Here is a 16,029-nt window from a genome sequence, read left to right as displayed (position 1 = left end):
CCGATTGTTGCCTCGAGTCCGAACGCCAAGTCGCTCGATGACCCTAGACCGTGATCACTGGCCGTCGCGCTCGAACAGCGTTCCCGGGCCGTCGACTGCGATATCCGCCGCTCCACAGAGATCCCACAGCGTCGCGCCGTTGCTGGTGACGACCGGGACTCCGAGCGTCGCCTCGAGGTCCTCGACTGCGGCGAGCGAGCGGTAGTTCGTACAGGAGACGAAGACAGCGTCGAGGGCGGCGGGATCGACGTGCTCACGCACCTGCTGAGACGCGTCGTCGGGCGTCAGCGCGCCGATGGCCGTGTTCGCTTCGAGTCCCCGGCCGTCGATCGATGCGACCTCGAACCCCGCTGCTTCGAGGAAGTCCTGCTCTTTTTCGTCGAGGTCGCTGGTATAGGGTGTCACGACCGCGATGCGCTCGGCGTCGAGCGCCTCGAGCCCGCGGACGACCGAGCGGGCCGTTGCCACTGCTGGGACGCCGGCCGCCTCGGTCAGTCGCTCCTCGAGCTCGGCGTCGAATCCCGGCCCGTGGAGTAAGCTACCGGTGGTACAGGCGTAGGCGACCGCGTCCAAGTCGGCGTGGCCGAGCAGTTCGGCGGCGCGGGCCGCGTCGTCGCTCATCGCGTCGAGTTCGTCGACAGTGACCGACTCGAGGGCCATGCGCGCGCCATGGACGGTGACCGACGCCGGGAGATGCGCCCGAAACTCGGGTTCGGCCGTCGTGTTCGACGAGGGAACGACCAGCCCAACTCGTTCGGAGCGCTCGCTCGGCTCAGACATTGTCGCCACCGTCATCGACCGGTTTGCCGTGGCCGCCGCCGCCGGGCGTTTTGACGGTGACCGTCGTCCCGGCGTCGACGTCGACTGTCGTTTTCGCGGGTGCCGGCTCACCGTCGATCAGGTTTTCGCCGGTCGCGCCGTCCTCACCGCCGGCGACGCCTTTCGGCGCGTGGCGACGGCGCTCGGTCAGCAGCGACACCGTCGACGCTTTCTCGACGGTGACCGAGCGCTCGAGGCCCAGTCCGCCGCGATGGCGGCCGCGGCCGCCGCTGCCCTCACGGAGCGCGTAGCGCTCGACACGCAGCGGATACTCGGTCTCGAGGGATTCGATCGGCGTGTTGAGCGTGTTGGTCATGCCGACCTGGACGCCGTCCATGCCGTCGCGCTCGGCGCGGGCACCGAAGCCGCCAGCGATCGTCTCGTAGTAGGTAAACGAACCGTCCCGGGCCCCGATGGTGAGGTTGTTCATCGTCCCCTGGCCCTGTGCGGGGACGCGATCGGGTGCCGCCTGCGCGAGCGCGGTGAAGACGACGTCGGTGACACGCTGGCTGGTCTCGACGTTGCCGCCGACCACGGCGGCCGGGGGCTCCGGATTCAGGAGCGTCCCTTCGGGCGCATTGACGCTTACAGGTTCGTAACAGCCGTGATTCGGCGGGATCTCGGGATCGGTGATCGAGCGCACGACGAAGTAGACGGCGCTCGTCGCGACCGCCAGCGGGGCGTTGAGGTTGCCCTCGAGCTGGTCGGCGGTCCCCGAGAAATCGACGTCGATCGCCTCGCCGTCGACCGTCACCGTGACGCTGATCTCGATGTCCTCGTCGGTCACGCCGTCGCCCTCGAGGACGTCGGTGGCCTCGTAGGTGCCGTCGGGCAGCGCTGCGATTTCGTCGGTGATCCGTTCGCGCGAGTAGTCGATCACGGCGTCAAACCCGGTGAGGACGGTCTCGCGGCCGTGTTCTTCGAATAGCGCGGCGAGGCGTTCCTCGGCGCGTTCGTTGGCTGCCTGCTGTGCCCGGAGGTCGGCCCGGCGCTCGCGGGCGTTGCGGACGTTCGCGAGCACGAGCGCGCGGACGTCCTCACGAGTCTCGCCGGCCTCGACGAGGCGGGTCGGCGGCAGGCGAAGCCCTTCCTGATAGATCTCCTGTGCGCCCGCGGGCATGCTGCCGGGGGTCATCCCGCCGACGTCGGCGTGATGAGCGCGGGAGACCGCGTAGCCGACGATGTCCTCGTCGGGGGCGATCGGCGAGACCATCGTCACGTCCGGCAGGTGCGTCCCGCCGGTGAAGGGGTCGTTGAGCACGAACACGTCGCCCGGCTGTGGGTCGTGTTCGCGGACGGCCTCGACGGCGGCCGGCATCGCGCCGAGGTGGACCGGAATGTGCTCGGCCTGGGCGATCATCTGCCCCTCGGCGTCGAACAGCGCCGTCGAACAGTCGCGGCGCTCCTTGATGTTCGGCGAGTAGGCCCCGCGGATCAGGGTCTGGCCCATCTCCTCGGCGACGCTCTCGAGCTGGTTGCGCAGGACCTCGAGGGTCACTGGATCGATGCTGTCTGTCATCTCGGCTGTCGAATCCCCTGTCATCGTCCTTCCTCCTCCGTTCGCGTCATGACGAGCGTCCCATCGGCGAGGATTTCGCCGGTCCAGGCCGGCGGGACGACCGTCGTACTCTCTGCCTGTTCGAGCACTGCCGGTCCCGCGACCGACGAGCCTGTCTCGAGTCGATCCCAATCGTAGACCGTCGTCTCCCGCGCGCCGGCCTCGGGGAAATGTGCCTCCCGGGTGCCGACGACGGCGTCGCCAGTTCCCTCGTGGCTGATCCCCGGCTCCGAGCCCGGGACTGTCGCCGTCGCGCGGAGGTTGACGACCTCGATCGATTCGTCCATCGCGTAGCCGTAGGTCCGCTCGTGGGCGTCGTGGAAGCGCGTTTCGACCGCCGCTGCGTCAAACGCTTCGTCGACAGGGACAGTTAGTTCGAAGCTCTGACCCGCATACCGGCAGTCGGCTGCTCGTTCGACCTGTGCCGGGTCCCGGTCGGATGCATCCGCGAGCACGTCGCCCACAAGGTCGTCGTAGACGTTCTCGAGCGTCGTCCGGTCTGCGCCGTCGAGGTCAACGCCCACCGTTCGCACGGCGTCGTAGCTCTCGTCGGCTGCGAGCAGGCCAAACGCCGAGAGGACCCCACCCGGTCGCGGAACGACGACGCGATCGACCGACAGCGAGTCGGCCAGTGCCGCGGCGTGCATCGGGCCCGCACCGCCGAAGGCGACGAGTGCGAACTCACGAGGGTCGTGGCCGCGCTCGACGGTCACCGAGCGGATCGTCCGCGTCATCGTCGCATTCGCCACACGGTAGACGCCCTGTGCCGCCTCGAGCGGCCCCTCGAGGCCGGCTTCGTCGGCCAGTCGACCGAGCGCGTCGCGGGCCGCCTCGATATCGAGGGTCATCTCGCCGCCGAGTGCAGTCTCGGGACCGATGTAACCCAGCACGACGTTGGCGTCCGTGACAGTCGGCTTGGTCCCACCGCGGCCGTAGCAGGCAGGGCCGGGCTGGGAGCCCGAGGACTCCGGACCGACCCGGAGCGCGCCGCCGGCGTCGACCCAGGCGATCGAGCCGCCACCTGCGCCGACGGTGTTGACGTCGACCATCGGCGTTCGGATCGGCAACCCGTCGATTTCCGCGTCGGTCGTCCGTTCGGCCTGTCCGTCCCGGACGAGGCTCACGTCGCTCGAGGTGCCGCCCATGTCGAAGGTCACGAGTCCCTCGACATCGTCGTCGTCGACGGTCGCTGCGGCGCCCACGACGCCGGCGGCAGGTCCCGACAGCGTCGTCGTCACGGCGTGTTCGCGCACGGTTTCGGGATCGGCGATGCCACCGTTGGCCTGCATGATCCGTGGTGCCGGAATTCCCGCCTCGCTGGCTTCGTCGACCAGTTGGCCGACGTAGGTATCGATCGCCGGCCGGACGTAGGCGTCGACGGCCGTCGTCGACGTTCGCTCGAACTCGCGGAACTCCGCGAGCACTTCGTGGGACGCAGAGACGGGCACGTCTAGTTCTTCGCGGAGCGTCTCGGCGACGATCCGCTCGTTTTCGGGATCCGCGTAGGCGTGCAGCAGGGAGACCGCGACCGCCTCGACATCGCTGTCGCGTAGCGTCGCCGCCAGCTCGCGGACCTCCGCGGCGTCGACTGGTTGTTCGACGCCGTCTTTGGTCGTCCGTTCGTCGACCTCGAACCGCCGCTCTCGAGGCACCAGTGGATCGGGTTTTTCGGCCTCGAGATCGTATAGATCGGGCCGGTCCTGCCGTCCGATCTCGAGGACGTCCCGGAACCCTTCAGTGGTCACCAGCGCTGTCCGCGCGCCGCCGCGTTCGAGCAAAGCGTTGACCGAGACGGTCATCGCGTGGGCGAAGCCGTCGATATCGCCGGGTGCGATGTCGGCGTCGTCACACGCCTTTTCGATGCCCTCGAGCACGCCGACGTGCTGGGGCTCGGTCGAGGGCACCTTCGCGGTGACGAGCCGGTCGTCGACCGACAGCGCCACGTCGGTAAACGTGCCGCCGACGTCGACGCCGATCCGTGTCTCGTCGTCGCTCGAGTCGTTGTGCGTCATTGCGTCCGAATTCGTGTCCTGGTTTGTTGATTCCGTCATTTGAATTTCATTAGACGAGCAGCACGTCGTAGAGCGTTCGCAGGCCGATGCCGACGACGACGAGCGTCACGAGCCCACCGAGAACGTTCTGGAGGGTGGTGTTCGTGTACTCGCCGAGCAGGTCGCTGTTGTTCATCGCGTAGATGAGGAAGACGGCCAGAATCGGGAGCAGGAGTCCGTTGGCCACCTGTGCGAAGACGATCACCTGGATGGGATTGTAGTCGAGCGCCGAAAAGACGATGCCGACGCTGAGGATGGTCATCCAGATCGCCCGGAACCGCGTCGAGGTCAGGTCACGGTCCCAGCCGAGCGCGCCGGCGGTGGCGTAGGCACCGGCAAGCGGCGCACTCATCGCGCTGGTAAAGCCGGCCGCGAACAGGCCGATCGAGAAGAACGTCAGCGCGTAGCCGCCGAAGACGGGCTCGAGCTGGTCGCCCATCTCGCCGACGTTTTCGATCTCGGTCCCCGCGGGGAACACCGCGGCGGCCGTGACGACGATCGCCGTCGTGATGAGGCCGCCAACGATGACCATCCCGATCGTGTCCGTGCGACACTCTGCGAGATCGCTCGCGCCGTCCCACCGTTCCTGGACGGTACTCGCGTGCAGGAACAGGTTGTAGCCGACGACGGTGGTTCCGATGAGGCCGGCGATGAGGTATGCAGACCCGTCGGGAATCGTCGGGACGAGTCCGCCAGCCAGCGCGCCGATGTCCGGCCGGACCATGAGGGCGTTGAGCAGGAACGCCGCGCCCATGACCCCGACGAGGCCGATGAAGACCCGTTCGATTAGTTTGTAGTTCCCCGTCCACAGCAGTCCGGCGGCGATCAGGCCCATAATCGGACCCCAGATGTTCTCGCTGACGCCGGTGATCGTCGCCAGGCCGGCAGCACCGCCGACGATGTTCCCTGTCTGGAACGCGGCCGTTCCGATTCCGATCGCGCTCACCACGAGTGCGACGGAGATCGTCCGCGGAAGCGGGTTCTCGAACTCGTTTCGGAACGCTTCACCTAGTGCTCTGTCAGGCGTCAATTGAAGGATATAGGCGTTTCAATTTGATGCGAGCATCGTCGGTCGTAAATCGCCAGTCAATATCCGTTTCACCGCTGTTTCGTTCCTTTTTCCATGCGGCGACCTCCTGACGGAGTGTCGCCGCATCGGGAATACGTCGGTCGAGACACTGCTGTTGCAGCGTATTGAACTCGATTTCCGCCATGTTGAGCCAACTGCCATGGACTGGCGTGAAGTGGAATTCGAGCTTGTCGAGTAACCGACGTGCTTCAGCCGGTTCGAAATATTCGTAGAAGGCAGCTGGGTTGTGCGTGTTGAGATTGTCCAGCACCACCCGGATGCAGTCCGCATCCGGGTAGTGCTGATCCACGAGATGCTGGATGAAATGCACCCAGTCTTCGGTGGTTCGTCGGTCTTTGACCCTTACCGCTCGCCAGCCGGCGAGCGGTTCGGAGGCCAGAAACAGGTTCTTGGTGCCGTTGCGCTCGTAGTGGTAATCCTCACGGGCAACCGTGCCCGGCTCTGCCGGGCGCGGTTGCTTGACGTGCTTGATCAACTGTGTCGGGTGCTCGTCGAAACAGACGAGAGGTCGGTCTGGATCGTATGGTTCGCGGTAGAGCGAGAGGATGTCCTCCATGTGATAGACGAACTCGGAGTCTTGACCCGGCGGAATCACCCACTGTTTGGATCGGTGAGGCTGGAGTTCGTTTTTTTGAGGACTTGACGAATGGTCTCGTGGGAGATCGACTCGTGGTCGATCTCCTCGAGGACAACGAGTTCGTCGGCAAGAAGCCGGAGCGACCACTGGGAGTAGCCTTCGGGCGGTTCGCTGGTCGCGAGGGCGATAAGGTGAGCTTCGTCCTCACCGTCGAGTTTGCGTTCGTAGGTGCGGTCAGGATCCTTGCGTTCGATGGCTTCGAGCCGGTCACGTTCGTGGAACTTCTTCCGTGTTCGCCACGGAGTACTCGGGCTACAGCCGAGTGACTCGGCGATCGCCGAGTCACTCTTACCGTCGTCGGCTTGGAGGAGGATACGTGCGCGAGTAATCTTCTGCGCCCGGTGGACGCCGTGCGATGTAATGCTGTTCAGTGTATCTCGCTCTTCTTCGGTCAACTCGATTGGATACGTCGACTGGGTCATTGCCACCAACCTACTATCCACGACAATATGAGCCTTTCAACTCACGGCTGACAGTACACTAGCCCTTCTTTGGAGATCAGCCCGAGCCGTGCGCTCATCTCCTGGAGGACGATCGTCGCCAGAATCGAAAACGCAATCGTCCACACGAGCACGTACGCGTACTCCGCGCCGATCACGCTCGCAGTCGTTACCGTTCCCGGGCCAACGAACGCCGCCGCGACGAGCGCCCCCGGGCCGATCGCTTTCAGTCGGTCGATAATCCCCATGATGCGTATTCACATACACCACTCTCCGTATCGGTCAAAAGGGTTGTTAAGAGTCGAACATACGGGTATGTGTGGTGCTGAGAAGTTGTATCAATTGTATGATCGCGTATGAAACCGTATGATGTCGACACCTGTCCTGGAGATAGTGGACATCTCAATTTGCGCGATTCGAACGGCCATCGCAGGGAAATCCTGCTTGTATTAGATCAAACAAAATTGTTTTAATGGGGAAGTGAGATACCTCCGAGTACAACGATCACAGATGCACATCATGGAAGGGTTCCTGCCCGGCTTCTGGGCACTCGTGTGGTACGCGATCGCGGTTCCCGTCGTCGCCTACGGGACGCTGAAGACGGCACGTCTGGTGAAAGATCGGGACGTCAACAAAGCGCACATCGCCGTCGCTGCGGCGTTCATTTTCGTCCTGTCGGCGCTGAAACTCCCCTCTGTCACCGGGAGTACATCACACCCGACGGGCACCGGTATTTCGGTCGTCCTCTTCGGGCCGGCCGTCACTGCCTTCCTCTCGACGATCGTCCTGCTGTATCAGACGTTGTTGCTCGGCCACGGCGGTCTCACGACCCTCGGTGCAAACGTCACATCGATGGGGATCATCGGCCCGCTCTTTGGTTGGGTCGTCTACCGCTCGGTCAAGCCCCACACGGACCTCCAGAAAGCGACGTTCGCTGCAGCCCTCGTCGCCGACTGGACGACGTACGTCGTCACGTCCACTCAGCTCGCCCTCGCGTTCCCGGCGGAACCCGGACTCAGTGGCGTGATCGATTCCACGATCACGTTTTTGGGCGTCTTCGCCGTGACCCAGCTCCCGATCGGGGTCGTCGAGGGCGCGCTCGCGGCTGGCTTGATCGGATACATCTCCATGTCGAGTGAGTCGGTCCGAAACCGGCTCGGGGTGGCTGCATGAACCGATGGCTCGTCGCGGGCGGCCTCCTCATGATCGGTCTCATCCTCTTTTCGTTCACCACTGCGGGTGCGTGGGGCGGGGCCGACGGCGCTGCAGGCGAGAAAGTCGATTCTATCGACCCGGACTACGAGCCGTGGTTCGAGAGTCTCTGGACACCCCCAAGCGGTGAGATCGAGAGTTTACTGTTCAGTCTTCAGGCAGCGATCGGCGGCCTCCTGATCGGCTACTATCTCGGACGAACGTCGCCGTGGAAATCCACGTCCGAGACGCCGTAGTGAGCATGCACCACACGAGCCTCGAACAGATTCAGATAACCTCGAACTCGCGAATCGAAGGACGCTTGAACGCGTACTTCGTCTTTGCCGCACTGGTGTTGCTCCTCGTCGCTCCCAGTCGGCTCGCGTACATCTGTGCACTCGCCTGCTTCGTGACACTCGGTATCGATGCGACAGGCCACGACTATCTGCAGGTGGTCCGTCTCCCGGTGTATTTTCTGCTCCCGAGTCTGATCCTCATCGCGCTGTTTACCAGCGGGCCGACCGTCGTCTCGATGGGCCCGCTTTCGATCTCTTCGACCGGAATCGACCGATCGATAACGACGGGGTTACGCTCGTTCGGATCGATGACGATTTTGAGCTATCTGGTCGTGACGACGACGGTCCCGCAACTGTTTGTCGCGTTGCGATCGCTGCGGTGTCCACAGTTCGTCATCGAGATCTCGCTGCTCACCTACCGCGTCATCCAGATCCTGCTCGACGAACTCCGTCGCCTCGAGCTCGCGGCGAGCGGGCGTCTCGGCTTCCGGACGCGCCGAACGACGTTTCGAACATCTAAGTTGCTGGCGTTTTCAGTGTTCTTGAAGTCGATGTCACGGGCCGAAACCCTCAACGATGCGATGCTGGCGCGGAACTACAACGGCGAGATGCCGATGGCACGGACCACCAGTCGGGGCCACGGTTACGTCGCTGCCGTGCTCACACTGATCGCCACCGCCGGGTGGGCCGTATGATCGAAACCCACGACTTGCGCTTTCGACACGGCGACGACCCCGTCCTCGAGGGCGTGAACTTCGAGGCACACACGGGTGAGGTGACGGTCATTTTCGGTCGCAACGGTGCCGGGAAGTCGACGCTGCTGCGCCACTTCAATGGCCTGTTCGAACCCGATTCGGGGACCGTGTTCGTCGGGGGCGACCCCGTCGAATACGACGACGCTTCGCTTGCTGACCTGCGCATGCGCGTCGGACTCGTCTTTCAAAATCCCGACGACCAGATCGTCGCGCCGACGGTCGAACAGGACGTCGAGTTCGGCCCGCAGAACGCCGGGATCGACGAGCCCGACAAAATCGAGCGCGTCCTCTCGGAGTTCGACCTCGATGGGCAGACCGACCGTCTGTGTAACACGTTGAGCGGTGGCGAGAAAAAACGCGTCTCGCTGGCGGGTGTCCTCGCGATGGAACCGGAGTACGTGCTGCTCGACGAACCGACCGCCGGGCTGGACGGTGATGGGTGCCGGACGATCGTCCGATTCGTCGAGTCGCTTACTGACGCCGGTATCACGCCGATCATCGCGACCCACGACGTCGGCTTCGGGCTCACCGTCGCCGATACGGTGACGGTGCTGGAAGACGGCGTCATCGACTACCGCGGCGACACGCTCTCGCAGACGCTCGCCGAACGATACGGCCTGCGAAACTACGTCTTCGAAACGTGGACGTCGCCCGCCGAGTGACCCGCCACCGTTAGTCTCCGTTCCCTTCTCCCTCGGTGACGATCACTTTCGAGACGCCTTGCTCGAGTCTGATCTCCGTCGGTAACTCGACGGTGCTGCGTTCGATGAATCGCGTCATGAACCAGCGAACCGCCTCCGAGGGAAAGACGAGGTGATAGACGCCCTCGCCTTCTTGCCGGGCGTCGAGAAAGCCACAGAACGACAGCCACTCGAGGAGGTCGCCGACCTCCTCGAACCGGGTCGCGTACTCGTGGGCATGGTAGTCGGAGACGCGGTCGGCGGCCTCGACGAACGCTGGATCGGGATCGCCACCGTTGTAGCAGTACTCGAGGAACGCGTGCAGGAAGTCGATGTCCAGCAGGACGTGTTCACCGGAGGAGAGCATTCGATAGTACTGTTCCAAGTTGTCGCTTGGCCCCCCGTCGGCCGCCTCGAAGTTCGCCGCGTAGAACGTCAGAGCACGCCGCACTACTTCGCTTTGTCCGTTCCCCGTCTCCGCCACGAGCGTCTCGAGGGCCGCCGCCGAGTCGTCATCAAGCGATACCGTCACTCGCTGTGTCATAGTCACACAGGGGTACCCGAGACGGATATCGTTCACGCACTCGGTATCTCGGGTGCCGGGTGCCGCCGGGGCTCACTCGGTCCGTACTTCGACCGTCAGATCCCCGTCCACGACGGTCGCAACGTACATCGTCGCGCGGTCGGCTGGTGCCGCGCCGGTCGCGCTGCCGGGGTTGAGCACCCGCAGGCCGTCGACGGTCGTGTCGACGACCTCGTGGGTATGGCCTGCGACGGCGACCGGGTCGGCAGTGGTCGCTTCGATGCGTGCGGTCTCGACGACTCGTTGCCGCCAGCTCGCCGGCGAGCCGGCCCCGTGGGTCACTGCGAACGTCACCCCGCCGATCTCGAGCGTGTCGGTGTGGGGGACCTCGAGCGTTGGCGGATCGGTGTTCCCGCGAACGGCGGTCAGGTTGCCGTTCGCGAGGGCTGTGATCCGGTCGTAGGCCCGTTGGGAGTCGAAATCGCCCGCATGGATCACGTGGTCGGCCCGCTCGAGTTCGTCGCCGACCCAGTCGGGGACGGCGCGCTCGCGGGAGGGGACGTGCGTGTCGGAGACGATCGCAACTCGTGGCATAGTAGACCTCCGACGGCCAGCCCCGAAAGCGATTCCCCCCGCGCGCTCGTCTCCCCGCGTATGACCGAACACAGAGGGAGCGACGCCGATGACGATTCGACCGCGAGCCACGTCGTCACCGCGTTTCTCCGACACCGCGGCGAGATCCTGTTGCTCCGTCGGAGCGATACGGTCGGCACCTACACCGGCCAGTGGGGTGGCGTCTCCGGATTCGCGGAGGGCCAACCCGACGACCAGGTCTCCGTCGAGATCCGCGAGGAAACGGGTCTCGAGCCCGATGCTGTCTCGCTCGTCCGCTCCGGACGGCCAGTCGAATTCGAGGACCCCGACCTCGAGCGCGCGTGGATCGTCCACCCCTATCTGTTCGACTGCGAGACCCGCGAGATCGAACTCAGCGAGGAACACGACACCGCTGAGTGGGTCCCTCCGACGACGATCCTCGAGGGAGTCGGCGACGAACGCGAGACGGTGCCGAAGCTGTGGGCCGCCTACGAGCGCGTCGCCCCCACCGTCCGATCGATCGCGGCCGACGACGACCACGGCGCTGCATACCTGTCGGTGCGTACACTCGAGGTGCTGCGCGATCGAGCGGGGTTGCTCGTCGCCGAGCGACGTGAGTTTGGCGCTGATCCCGACGGCGAGTGGGACGAACTCGCTGAACTCGCTGGTCGATTGCTCGAGGCACGGCCGTCGATGGCCGTGCTCCGCAATCGAGTGAACCGGGTGATGGCCGACGCGGATGGTGGAGACGGGAGCGCACCGGCCGTCCACGACGCGGCGCTGTCGGGGATCGACCGCGCGCTCGCGGCCGATACGGACGCTGCGGCAACCGCCGCCGAGCGCATCGATGGCAGCGTCGCGACGCTCTCGCGGTCGGGGACGGTTCTCGAGGCGCTCGGGCAGGGCGACCCCGCGCGGGTGTTCGTCGCGGAATCGCGACCGGCCTGTGAAGGGATCGCCGTCGCGGAGGAGGTGGCCGAGACGACCGACAGCACCGTCACGGTCCACACCGACGCGGCGATCGCACACGCGCTCGCACGCGAGGACATCGAACGAGTGGTCGTCGGCGCGGATACCGTCTTGCCCGACGGTGCCGTGGTGAACAAGACCGGCACGCGCGTGATGGCGATTGCTGCTGCCCGTGAGGGGGTTCCGGTCACGGTCGTCGCGGCCACGGATAAGGTCTCGACCCGCGAGGACGTCAACCTCGAGTCCGGCGATCGAACCGCGGTTTACGATGGTGACGCAGCCGTCGACGTGCTGAATCCGACTTTCGACGTGACACCCGCCGACTGCGTGACCGAGGTCAGTACTGAACGTGGGGCGCTCGAGCCCGGGGACATCGAGAACGTGGCTGAGGAACTGCGCGACCTCGAGGCCTGGCGTGACGGCGGGGAGCCGACGGATCCAGAAGCGACAGATCGAAACCCCCAGAGGGAGTAGCGGCGCATGGCGGCCGTGACGAAGTGTTACCCCCACCGAGCCCCTTGTGACGAGGGATTTTCCCCGAGCCGCCATTCTTCGTGAACCGTCTTGGTCACCGTCGGCAGTCTGTCGTGTGTGACGTTCGCGCGAGACGGCCTCTCTATCCCCAGACCGTGGCGTTCCCGACACAGTAGAACAACGCGACCCAGCCGACGAAGAGTCCCGCGACCACCACTCCGAAATCCGCCAGACACGTTCCAACGATGACGCAGTAGCCGACCCCAATCGTCAGTAACAGCAACGAGACGCCGAACAGAACGTGACACCGTCGCGCTACGTTCGGATCCATGTCCCCCCGTATCACGATCGGCTGTAAATAGTTATGTCAGTGATGTGTGATAGTAACTGCAGGAAGCAGTCCGTCCGAGAACCGACCTGTATCGCATGGACTCTCGGTCGGAGTGACAGACAACGATGGGCAGCGATCACTGTCACTGACTGTCTGATCCAACACTGCTTGCACGACCACTCTCAATGGGCTGTGTTGCTTGGACACGAAGTTTCAACCCCAATTCGGGCGTAGCGACGCCCATGGCATTTGAACTCGAGCGACTCGGCGTCCACGAATCAGTCGAGGCGGTGTTCCCGCCGGCGGAACTCGCGGACTTCCTCGCCGACCTGCCGATCGAGGCTGCGGTCGTCGACGACGATGGCATCGACGACTGCGACGCGGTCGTCACCCTCGTCTACCGCGAGGCGTTCCTCGAGTTGGACTGGATTCACTCGATTCAGGCAGGGTTCGATCGATTTCCGCGTGCCGTCCTCGAGGACAACGACGTGATCCTCACGAATAGTTCTGGCATCCACGACCGGACCGTCGGCGAGACGGTCGCGGGTTACGTGCTCATGTTCTCCCGGCGACTCCACGACTACGTCGCGAACCAGCAACAGCGCCGCTGGGAGCGCCCCGAGTGGGACGAGGCCGTTACGCTCCCGGGGTCGACGGCCTGTGTCGTCGGAACCGGAACCCTCGGGAGCGGCGTCGCGGAGACGCTGGGCGCGCTCGGGGTTCGCGTGACAGGGGTTCGGCGCTCTGGCGACCCCGTTCCCGGCTTCGACGAGGTGTATGCGAACGATCGATTGCTCGAGGTGATCGGCGACGCCGAGTTCGTGATTGTCACCGTCCCGTTGACCGACGAGACCCACCATCTGTTCGATGCGGACGCGTTCGATGCCATGCGCGATGATGCCTACTTCGTGAACGTCGCCCGCGGATCGATCGTCGACGAACCGGCTTTGATCGACGCACTCGAGGCCGACGAGCTTGCTGGGGCGGCGCTGGACGTCTTCGAGGAGGAACCCTTGCCCGACTCATCGCCGCTGTGGGGGATGGACGAGGTCATCGTTTCGCCCCACGCTGCGGCCTACACGCGGGACTACTACCGTGACGTGGGCGAGATCGTCCGCGAGAACGTCGCGCGCCTCGAGACGGGAGCGGAGTTTACCAATCGCGTGGTCTGACACCAGTTGGGAACCTATAATAGGGAGAACCGCACAAGCTGCGCGACGGTTCTGGGCTCACTGACCGGGCACACGGCTCGAGTATTACGAGAGCCGTGTAACCCGGGGAAGGGCAGGCCTTTCACAGCAATCAACCGCGAGCGACCGCAGGGAGTGAGCGGGCCGACGACCGACTCGTAGGGGAGGGAGGAGTGCTTTTGATCAACCGTCTACCGAGGGACGTCACGCCGTGCGGCGAAGCCGCCAGCGTGACAGACTGCAGCGTAAAAGGGTGGTTTAGAAGAATTTGAACAGATCGTCGCGGTTCTGCTCGTGGAGATGCTCTCGAACGGCCTCATGCAGCGGCTCGAGCTGGCCCTTCTTCGCGCTGATCGGCGCGATGATCTCCTGCCACTGTTTCCACGGCGGATACAGGCCGAGCCGGTCACAGAGTTCGTTCAGCCGCTCGTCTTCGTCGTCGACTTTGTCCATCTTGTTGACGGCGACGACGGTCGGGATGTCCAGTTCCCGCAGGAAGTGAAACATCTCGACGTCGTAGGGAATCTCGTCGGGGCCGGAGTGGCGGTCGATGATGTCGACGACGCTCTTGCCGTCGACGACGAGGACCGCGACGAGGATGTTGTCGGCGTACGCCTCGAGATAGTGGACGATTTCGGTCTTGATCTCCTCGCGGAGGTCCTCGTCGACGCCGCTCATGAAGCCGAAGCCGGGGAGGTCGGTGATGACGAAGTCTTCGGGTGCCCAGTCGTAGTGGTTGGGCTCGCGGGTGACCCTCGAGTTCACGTTTCGATCGCTCACCCTCGTCGTCGACGCCACTGTGTAACAGCGCGTGGGCGTACTCATGAATGAGCGTGACGGCAAGATCAGCGTCGTTCTCACGATCTCGGACGGCGACGCGTGGCTGCTCTTGAGGGTGGTACTCACAGATTCCCTTGGCACTCCCATGCGACCAGTCCTGGGGTGGCACGACCTCTACGTCCACCTCGAGGGGATCTGCTGCCTCGAGAAGTGCGGGGACCAAATCGTCAGCCTGTCCCTTTGCTTCGGTCTCGAGGTCGGGCAGTGGCTCGCCGTCAGTCTGTGAGATATCGAAGACGGGTGCTGGCCGAAAGCCCACGAGTCCTTTTTCCCAGCTGTCCGGAGGGGTTTCATCGTATTCACAGTCACTGCGCTCGTGGTACGACGGGGAGTTCCCACAGTCAGGGCACTGCTTTGCAATGATGGGTGCCCAGATCCAGATCGCTGTCTCTCCTTCCTTCACGTGCCGGTCGAACTCGTTTTGCCATGTTCGATAGCCGGCAACGCGTGTCGCGTGTGGACACTGGAGTTTGATCAACAGCGTGTTTCGGTGGGAGTAGTCGTGGAAGCGGCTCTGAACGTCCAACCACTCTGTGAACTGCTCGCTCGAGACGGCGTCATCGACTTCGTCGACGAGGTCCTGGATCCATGCCTCGATCGTACTGTGCATCTCGTCGTGCCGGGTGTCCGAATCGTCGAACGTTTCCCGGGAGCTGCTGCTCGTAGCCATATTCGATTACTGCTTCCCGAGTCGAGTCGAATCGAACTGAACTCGAGAAGACCTCCACCCCTCAGGGGGTCTCAAAAATACGCCAGACTCGAGCAGTTGGAGAGTTGTTAGTCAGTGGACACCGGCGTCTCGTTTCTTCTGAAGACAGTGACTGGTAGCAATTCATCACCGCCCGTCGGCGTCAGTCGGGATCGTAGGGGTTCGTAGCTGTGTCAAGTCGATAGACATCCTCTGCTGCATCGAAGTCATCGTCGAACGCATACAGATAACCGAGCCCCTCGGTCTGCATATACGCAATAATGCAGCTATCGACAAAGGACAGTGGTTCGTGCTGTCGGAACAGTGCTTTTCCCGTCGCAAGGGCGTTGGCAGTGAGCGAGTCGATATGGAAGCGAGCGTTTTCCTCAATACGGTCGAGGAGGTCGACAGCTGCGTCGTGGCCCGCGTGGGTAACGAGGCCGTTGAGCGTTTCTGCGAGGACGTAATCAAGGACCACTGCTTCTGGAAGGGACCCACTGTCGATGCCATGGAGTATCGGGAGCGCGGCTTCGTGGGAACTGTCTCGTCGGTATGCTGCTGCGAAGAGGACCGTTGTATCGATGAGAGCGCGTGGCATTTACTTCACATCGACGCCCCAAGCGTCATGATCGGTCGTGACGTTAGTGGCCGTCTCTCCCTCGTAGCCATCGAAATCGGTGAACGTGCCTGTTTGCTGTTGGATGACCTGAACGCGAATGCTCCCATCATCTTCGATATACCACCGAAGCTGATCCCCGTCGTCGATATCGAGTTCACGCCGAATCCGAGCCGGGATGTTCGCTTGATTTCCTGACACCTTGCTTTCGGCGTCGATCCGCTCACTACTCATATCTATCACTATGAGAGTGGTCCTGAAAAACCTAGTGTGTCGCCACACTACAC

Annotated in this window: 16 protein-coding genes and 3 pseudogenes; 6 read left to right on the top strand and 13 right to left on the bottom strand. The window is 63.8% G+C overall.

Features of this window, described 5'->3' with window-relative positions; translation table 11 throughout:
- Nucleotides 1-54: 54 nt before the first annotated feature.
- From E2L06_RS18810 to E2L06_RS18785, 6 genes and pseudogenes are all read right to left on the bottom strand, one after another.
- Entirely contained in the window at nucleotides 55-780 is a 726-nt protein-coding gene (locus E2L06_RS18810; protein ID WP_138782451.1) for an aspartate/glutamate racemase family protein, read from the bottom strand.
- Nucleotides 773-2,362 (bottom strand): hydantoinase B/oxoprolinase family protein, encoded by a 1,590-nt coding sequence (locus E2L06_RS18805; RefSeq protein ID WP_171052389.1) that lies wholly within the window; start codon nucleotides 2,360-2,362, stop codon nucleotides 773-775. The genes E2L06_RS18810 and E2L06_RS18805 overlap by 8 nt, the downstream gene beginning before the upstream one ends.
- Nucleotides 2,359-4,389, bottom strand: a complete 2,031-nt coding sequence (locus E2L06_RS18800; protein ID WP_138782576.1) for a hydantoinase/oxoprolinase family protein — start codon at nucleotides 4,387-4,389, stop codon at nucleotides 2,359-2,361. Before E2L06_RS18800 ends, E2L06_RS18805 begins: the two co-directional genes overlap by 4 nt.
- Before the next feature lie 49 nt (nucleotides 4,390-4,438).
- A complete protein-coding gene (locus E2L06_RS18795) occupies nucleotides 4,439-5,458 on the bottom strand; it encodes an NRAMP family divalent metal transporter (protein WP_249361447.1) in 1,020 nt (339 codons plus the stop codon).
- A protein-coding gene (locus E2L06_RS18790) for an IS630 family transposase (protein ID WP_138778477.1) occupies nucleotides 5,448-6,577 on the bottom strand; the annotation gives its coding sequence in 2 pieces (ribosomal slippage) (nucleotides 5,448-6,151 and nucleotides 6,151-6,577; 1,131 coding nt in all). The genes E2L06_RS18795 and E2L06_RS18790 overlap by 11 nt, the downstream gene beginning before the upstream one ends.
- A 59-nt stretch (nucleotides 6,578-6,636) precedes the next feature.
- A pseudogene (locus tag E2L06_RS18785) lies at nucleotides 6,637-6,843 on the bottom strand (divalent metal cation transporter); the annotation flags it as partial.
- A 262-nt stretch (nucleotides 6,844-7,105) separates the two neighbouring features.
- Between E2L06_RS18785 and E2L06_RS18780 the strand changes: the two are divergent.
- Genes E2L06_RS18780 through E2L06_RS18765 form a run of 4 tightly spaced genes read left to right on the top strand, consistent with a single transcriptional unit; the run spans nucleotide 7,106 to nucleotide 9,499 of the window.
- Complete coding sequence (locus E2L06_RS18780; protein WP_138782450.1) at nucleotides 7,106-7,768, top strand: energy-coupling factor ABC transporter permease; 663 nt, start codon at nucleotides 7,106-7,108, stop codon at nucleotides 7,766-7,768.
- Entirely contained in the window at nucleotides 7,765-8,043 is a 279-nt protein-coding gene (locus E2L06_RS18775) for an energy-coupling factor ABC transporter substrate-binding protein (RefSeq protein WP_138782449.1), read from the top strand. The genes E2L06_RS18780 and E2L06_RS18775 overlap by 4 nt, the downstream gene beginning before the upstream one ends.
- A gap of 5 nt (nucleotides 8,044-8,048) precedes the next feature.
- A complete protein-coding gene (gene cbiQ / locus E2L06_RS18770; RefSeq protein ID WP_138782575.1) occupies nucleotides 8,049-8,777 on the top strand; it encodes a cobalt ECF transporter T component CbiQ in 729 nt (242 codons plus the stop codon).
- Nucleotides 8,774-9,499: an energy-coupling factor ABC transporter ATP-binding protein gene (locus tag E2L06_RS18765; RefSeq protein WP_138782448.1), complete on the top strand. Its 726-nt coding sequence runs from the start codon at nucleotides 8,774-8,776 to the stop codon at nucleotides 9,497-9,499. The genes cbiQ and E2L06_RS18765 overlap by 4 nt, the downstream gene beginning before the upstream one ends.
- A 10-nt stretch (nucleotides 9,500-9,509) precedes the next feature.
- Here E2L06_RS18765 and E2L06_RS18760 read toward each other — a convergent pair whose 3' ends face one another.
- Together E2L06_RS18760 and E2L06_RS18755 are read right to left on the bottom strand one after the other, a co-directional pair.
- A complete protein-coding gene (locus tag E2L06_RS18760) occupies nucleotides 9,510-10,061 on the bottom strand; it encodes a ribbon-helix-helix protein, CopG family (RefSeq protein ID WP_138782447.1) in 552 nt (183 codons plus the stop codon).
- A 72-nt stretch (nucleotides 10,062-10,133) separates the two neighbouring features.
- Nucleotides 10,134-10,634 (bottom strand): metallophosphoesterase family protein, encoded by a 501-nt coding sequence (locus E2L06_RS18755; RefSeq protein ID WP_138782446.1) that lies wholly within the window; start codon nucleotides 10,632-10,634, stop codon nucleotides 10,134-10,136.
- A 60-nt stretch (nucleotides 10,635-10,694) separates the two neighbouring features.
- Here E2L06_RS18755 and E2L06_RS18750 point away from each other — a divergent pair, with 60 nt between their 5' ends.
- On the top strand, nucleotides 10,695-12,077 hold the full coding sequence (locus tag E2L06_RS18750) for an NUDIX domain-containing protein (RefSeq protein WP_138782445.1): 1,383 nt from the start codon (nucleotides 10,695-10,697) through the stop codon (nucleotides 12,075-12,077).
- Between the two features lie 142 nt (nucleotides 12,078-12,219).
- On the opposite strand, the gene E2L06_RS18745 is transcribed toward E2L06_RS18750, so the two are convergent.
- Nucleotides 12,220-12,408: a hypothetical protein gene (locus tag E2L06_RS18745; protein ID WP_138782444.1), complete on the bottom strand. Its 189-nt coding sequence runs from the start codon at nucleotides 12,406-12,408 to the stop codon at nucleotides 12,220-12,222.
- Nucleotides 12,409-12,650: 242 nt separating this feature from the next.
- Between E2L06_RS18745 and ddh the strand changes: the two genes are divergently transcribed.
- The gene (gene ddh, locus E2L06_RS18740) at nucleotides 12,651-13,580 is read left to right on the top strand and encodes a D-2-hydroxyacid dehydrogenase (RefSeq protein WP_138782443.1); all 930 of its coding nucleotides are present in this window, start codon (nucleotides 12,651-12,653) and stop codon (nucleotides 13,578-13,580) included.
- A gap of 276 nt (nucleotides 13,581-13,856) precedes the next feature.
- On the opposite strand, the pseudogene engB reads toward ddh, so the two are convergent.
- The 4 genes and pseudogenes from engB to E2L06_RS18720 form a co-directional block, all read right to left on the bottom strand.
- Nucleotides 13,857-14,351, bottom strand: a pseudogene (gene engB / locus E2L06_RS18735) (GTP-binding protein EngB); the annotation flags it as partial.
- A 1-nt stretch (nucleotide 14,352) separates the two neighbouring features.
- Nucleotides 14,353-15,108, bottom strand: a pseudogene (locus tag E2L06_RS22590) (ArdC-like ssDNA-binding domain-containing protein); the annotation flags it as partial.
- 181 nt (nucleotides 15,109-15,289) lie between these two features.
- Entirely contained in the window at nucleotides 15,290-15,724 is a 435-nt protein-coding gene (locus E2L06_RS18725; protein WP_092935469.1) for a PIN domain-containing protein, read from the bottom strand.
- The gene (locus E2L06_RS18720) at nucleotides 15,725-15,976 is read right to left on the bottom strand and encodes an AbrB/MazE/SpoVT family DNA-binding domain-containing protein (protein WP_092935471.1); all 252 of its coding nucleotides are present in this window, start codon (nucleotides 15,974-15,976) and stop codon (nucleotides 15,725-15,727) included. It lies immediately after the preceding gene.
- Nucleotides 15,977-16,029: the final 53 nt, after the last annotated feature.

The sequence above is a fragment of the Haloterrigena sp. H1 genome (assembly GCF_005938085.1).
GTDB lineage: Archaea > Halobacteriota > Halobacteria > Halobacteriales > Natrialbaceae > Natrinema.
This window is presented reverse-complemented; position numbering and strand designations above follow the sequence as displayed.

Coding starts and splice junctions, on each gene's coding strand:
- E2L06_RS18810 (WP_138782451.1), bottom strand. CDS start 780: ATGTCTGAGCCGAGCGAGCGCTCCGAACGAGTTGGGCTGGTCGTTCCC.
- E2L06_RS18805 (WP_171052389.1), bottom strand. CDS start 2,362: ATGACAGGGGATTCGACAGCCGAGATGACAGACAGCATCGATCCAGTG.
- E2L06_RS18800 (WP_138782576.1), bottom strand. CDS start 4,389: ATGACGCACAACGACTCGAGCGACGACGAGACACGGATCGGCGTCGAC.
- E2L06_RS18780 (WP_138782450.1), top strand. CDS start 7,106: ATGCACATCATGGAAGGGTTCCTGCCCGGCTTCTGGGCACTCGTGTGG.
- E2L06_RS18775 (WP_138782449.1), top strand. CDS start 7,765: ATGAACCGATGGCTCGTCGCGGGCGGCCTCCTCATGATCGGTCTCATC.
- cbiQ (WP_138782575.1), top strand. CDS start 8,049: ATGCACCACACGAGCCTCGAACAGATTCAGATAACCTCGAACTCGCGA.
- E2L06_RS18765 (WP_138782448.1), top strand. CDS start 8,774: ATGATCGAAACCCACGACTTGCGCTTTCGACACGGCGACGACCCCGTC.
- E2L06_RS18760 (WP_138782447.1), bottom strand. CDS start 10,061: ATGACACAGCGAGTGACGGTATCGCTTGATGACGACTCGGCGGCGGCC.
- E2L06_RS18755 (WP_138782446.1), bottom strand. CDS start 10,634: ATGCCACGAGTTGCGATCGTCTCCGACACGCACGTCCCCTCCCGCGAG.
- E2L06_RS18750 (WP_138782445.1), top strand. CDS start 10,695: ATGACCGAACACAGAGGGAGCGACGCCGATGACGATTCGACCGCGAGC.
- E2L06_RS18745 (WP_138782444.1), bottom strand. CDS start 12,408: ATGGATCCGAACGTAGCGCGACGGTGTCACGTTCTGTTCGGCGTCTCG.
- ddh (WP_138782443.1), top strand. CDS start 12,651: ATGGCATTTGAACTCGAGCGACTCGGCGTCCACGAATCAGTCGAGGCG.
- E2L06_RS18725 (WP_092935469.1), bottom strand. CDS start 15,724: ATGCCACGCGCTCTCATCGATACAACGGTCCTCTTCGCAGCAGCATAC.
- E2L06_RS18720 (WP_092935471.1), bottom strand. CDS start 15,976: ATGAGTAGTGAGCGGATCGACGCCGAAAGCAAGGTGTCAGGAAATCAA.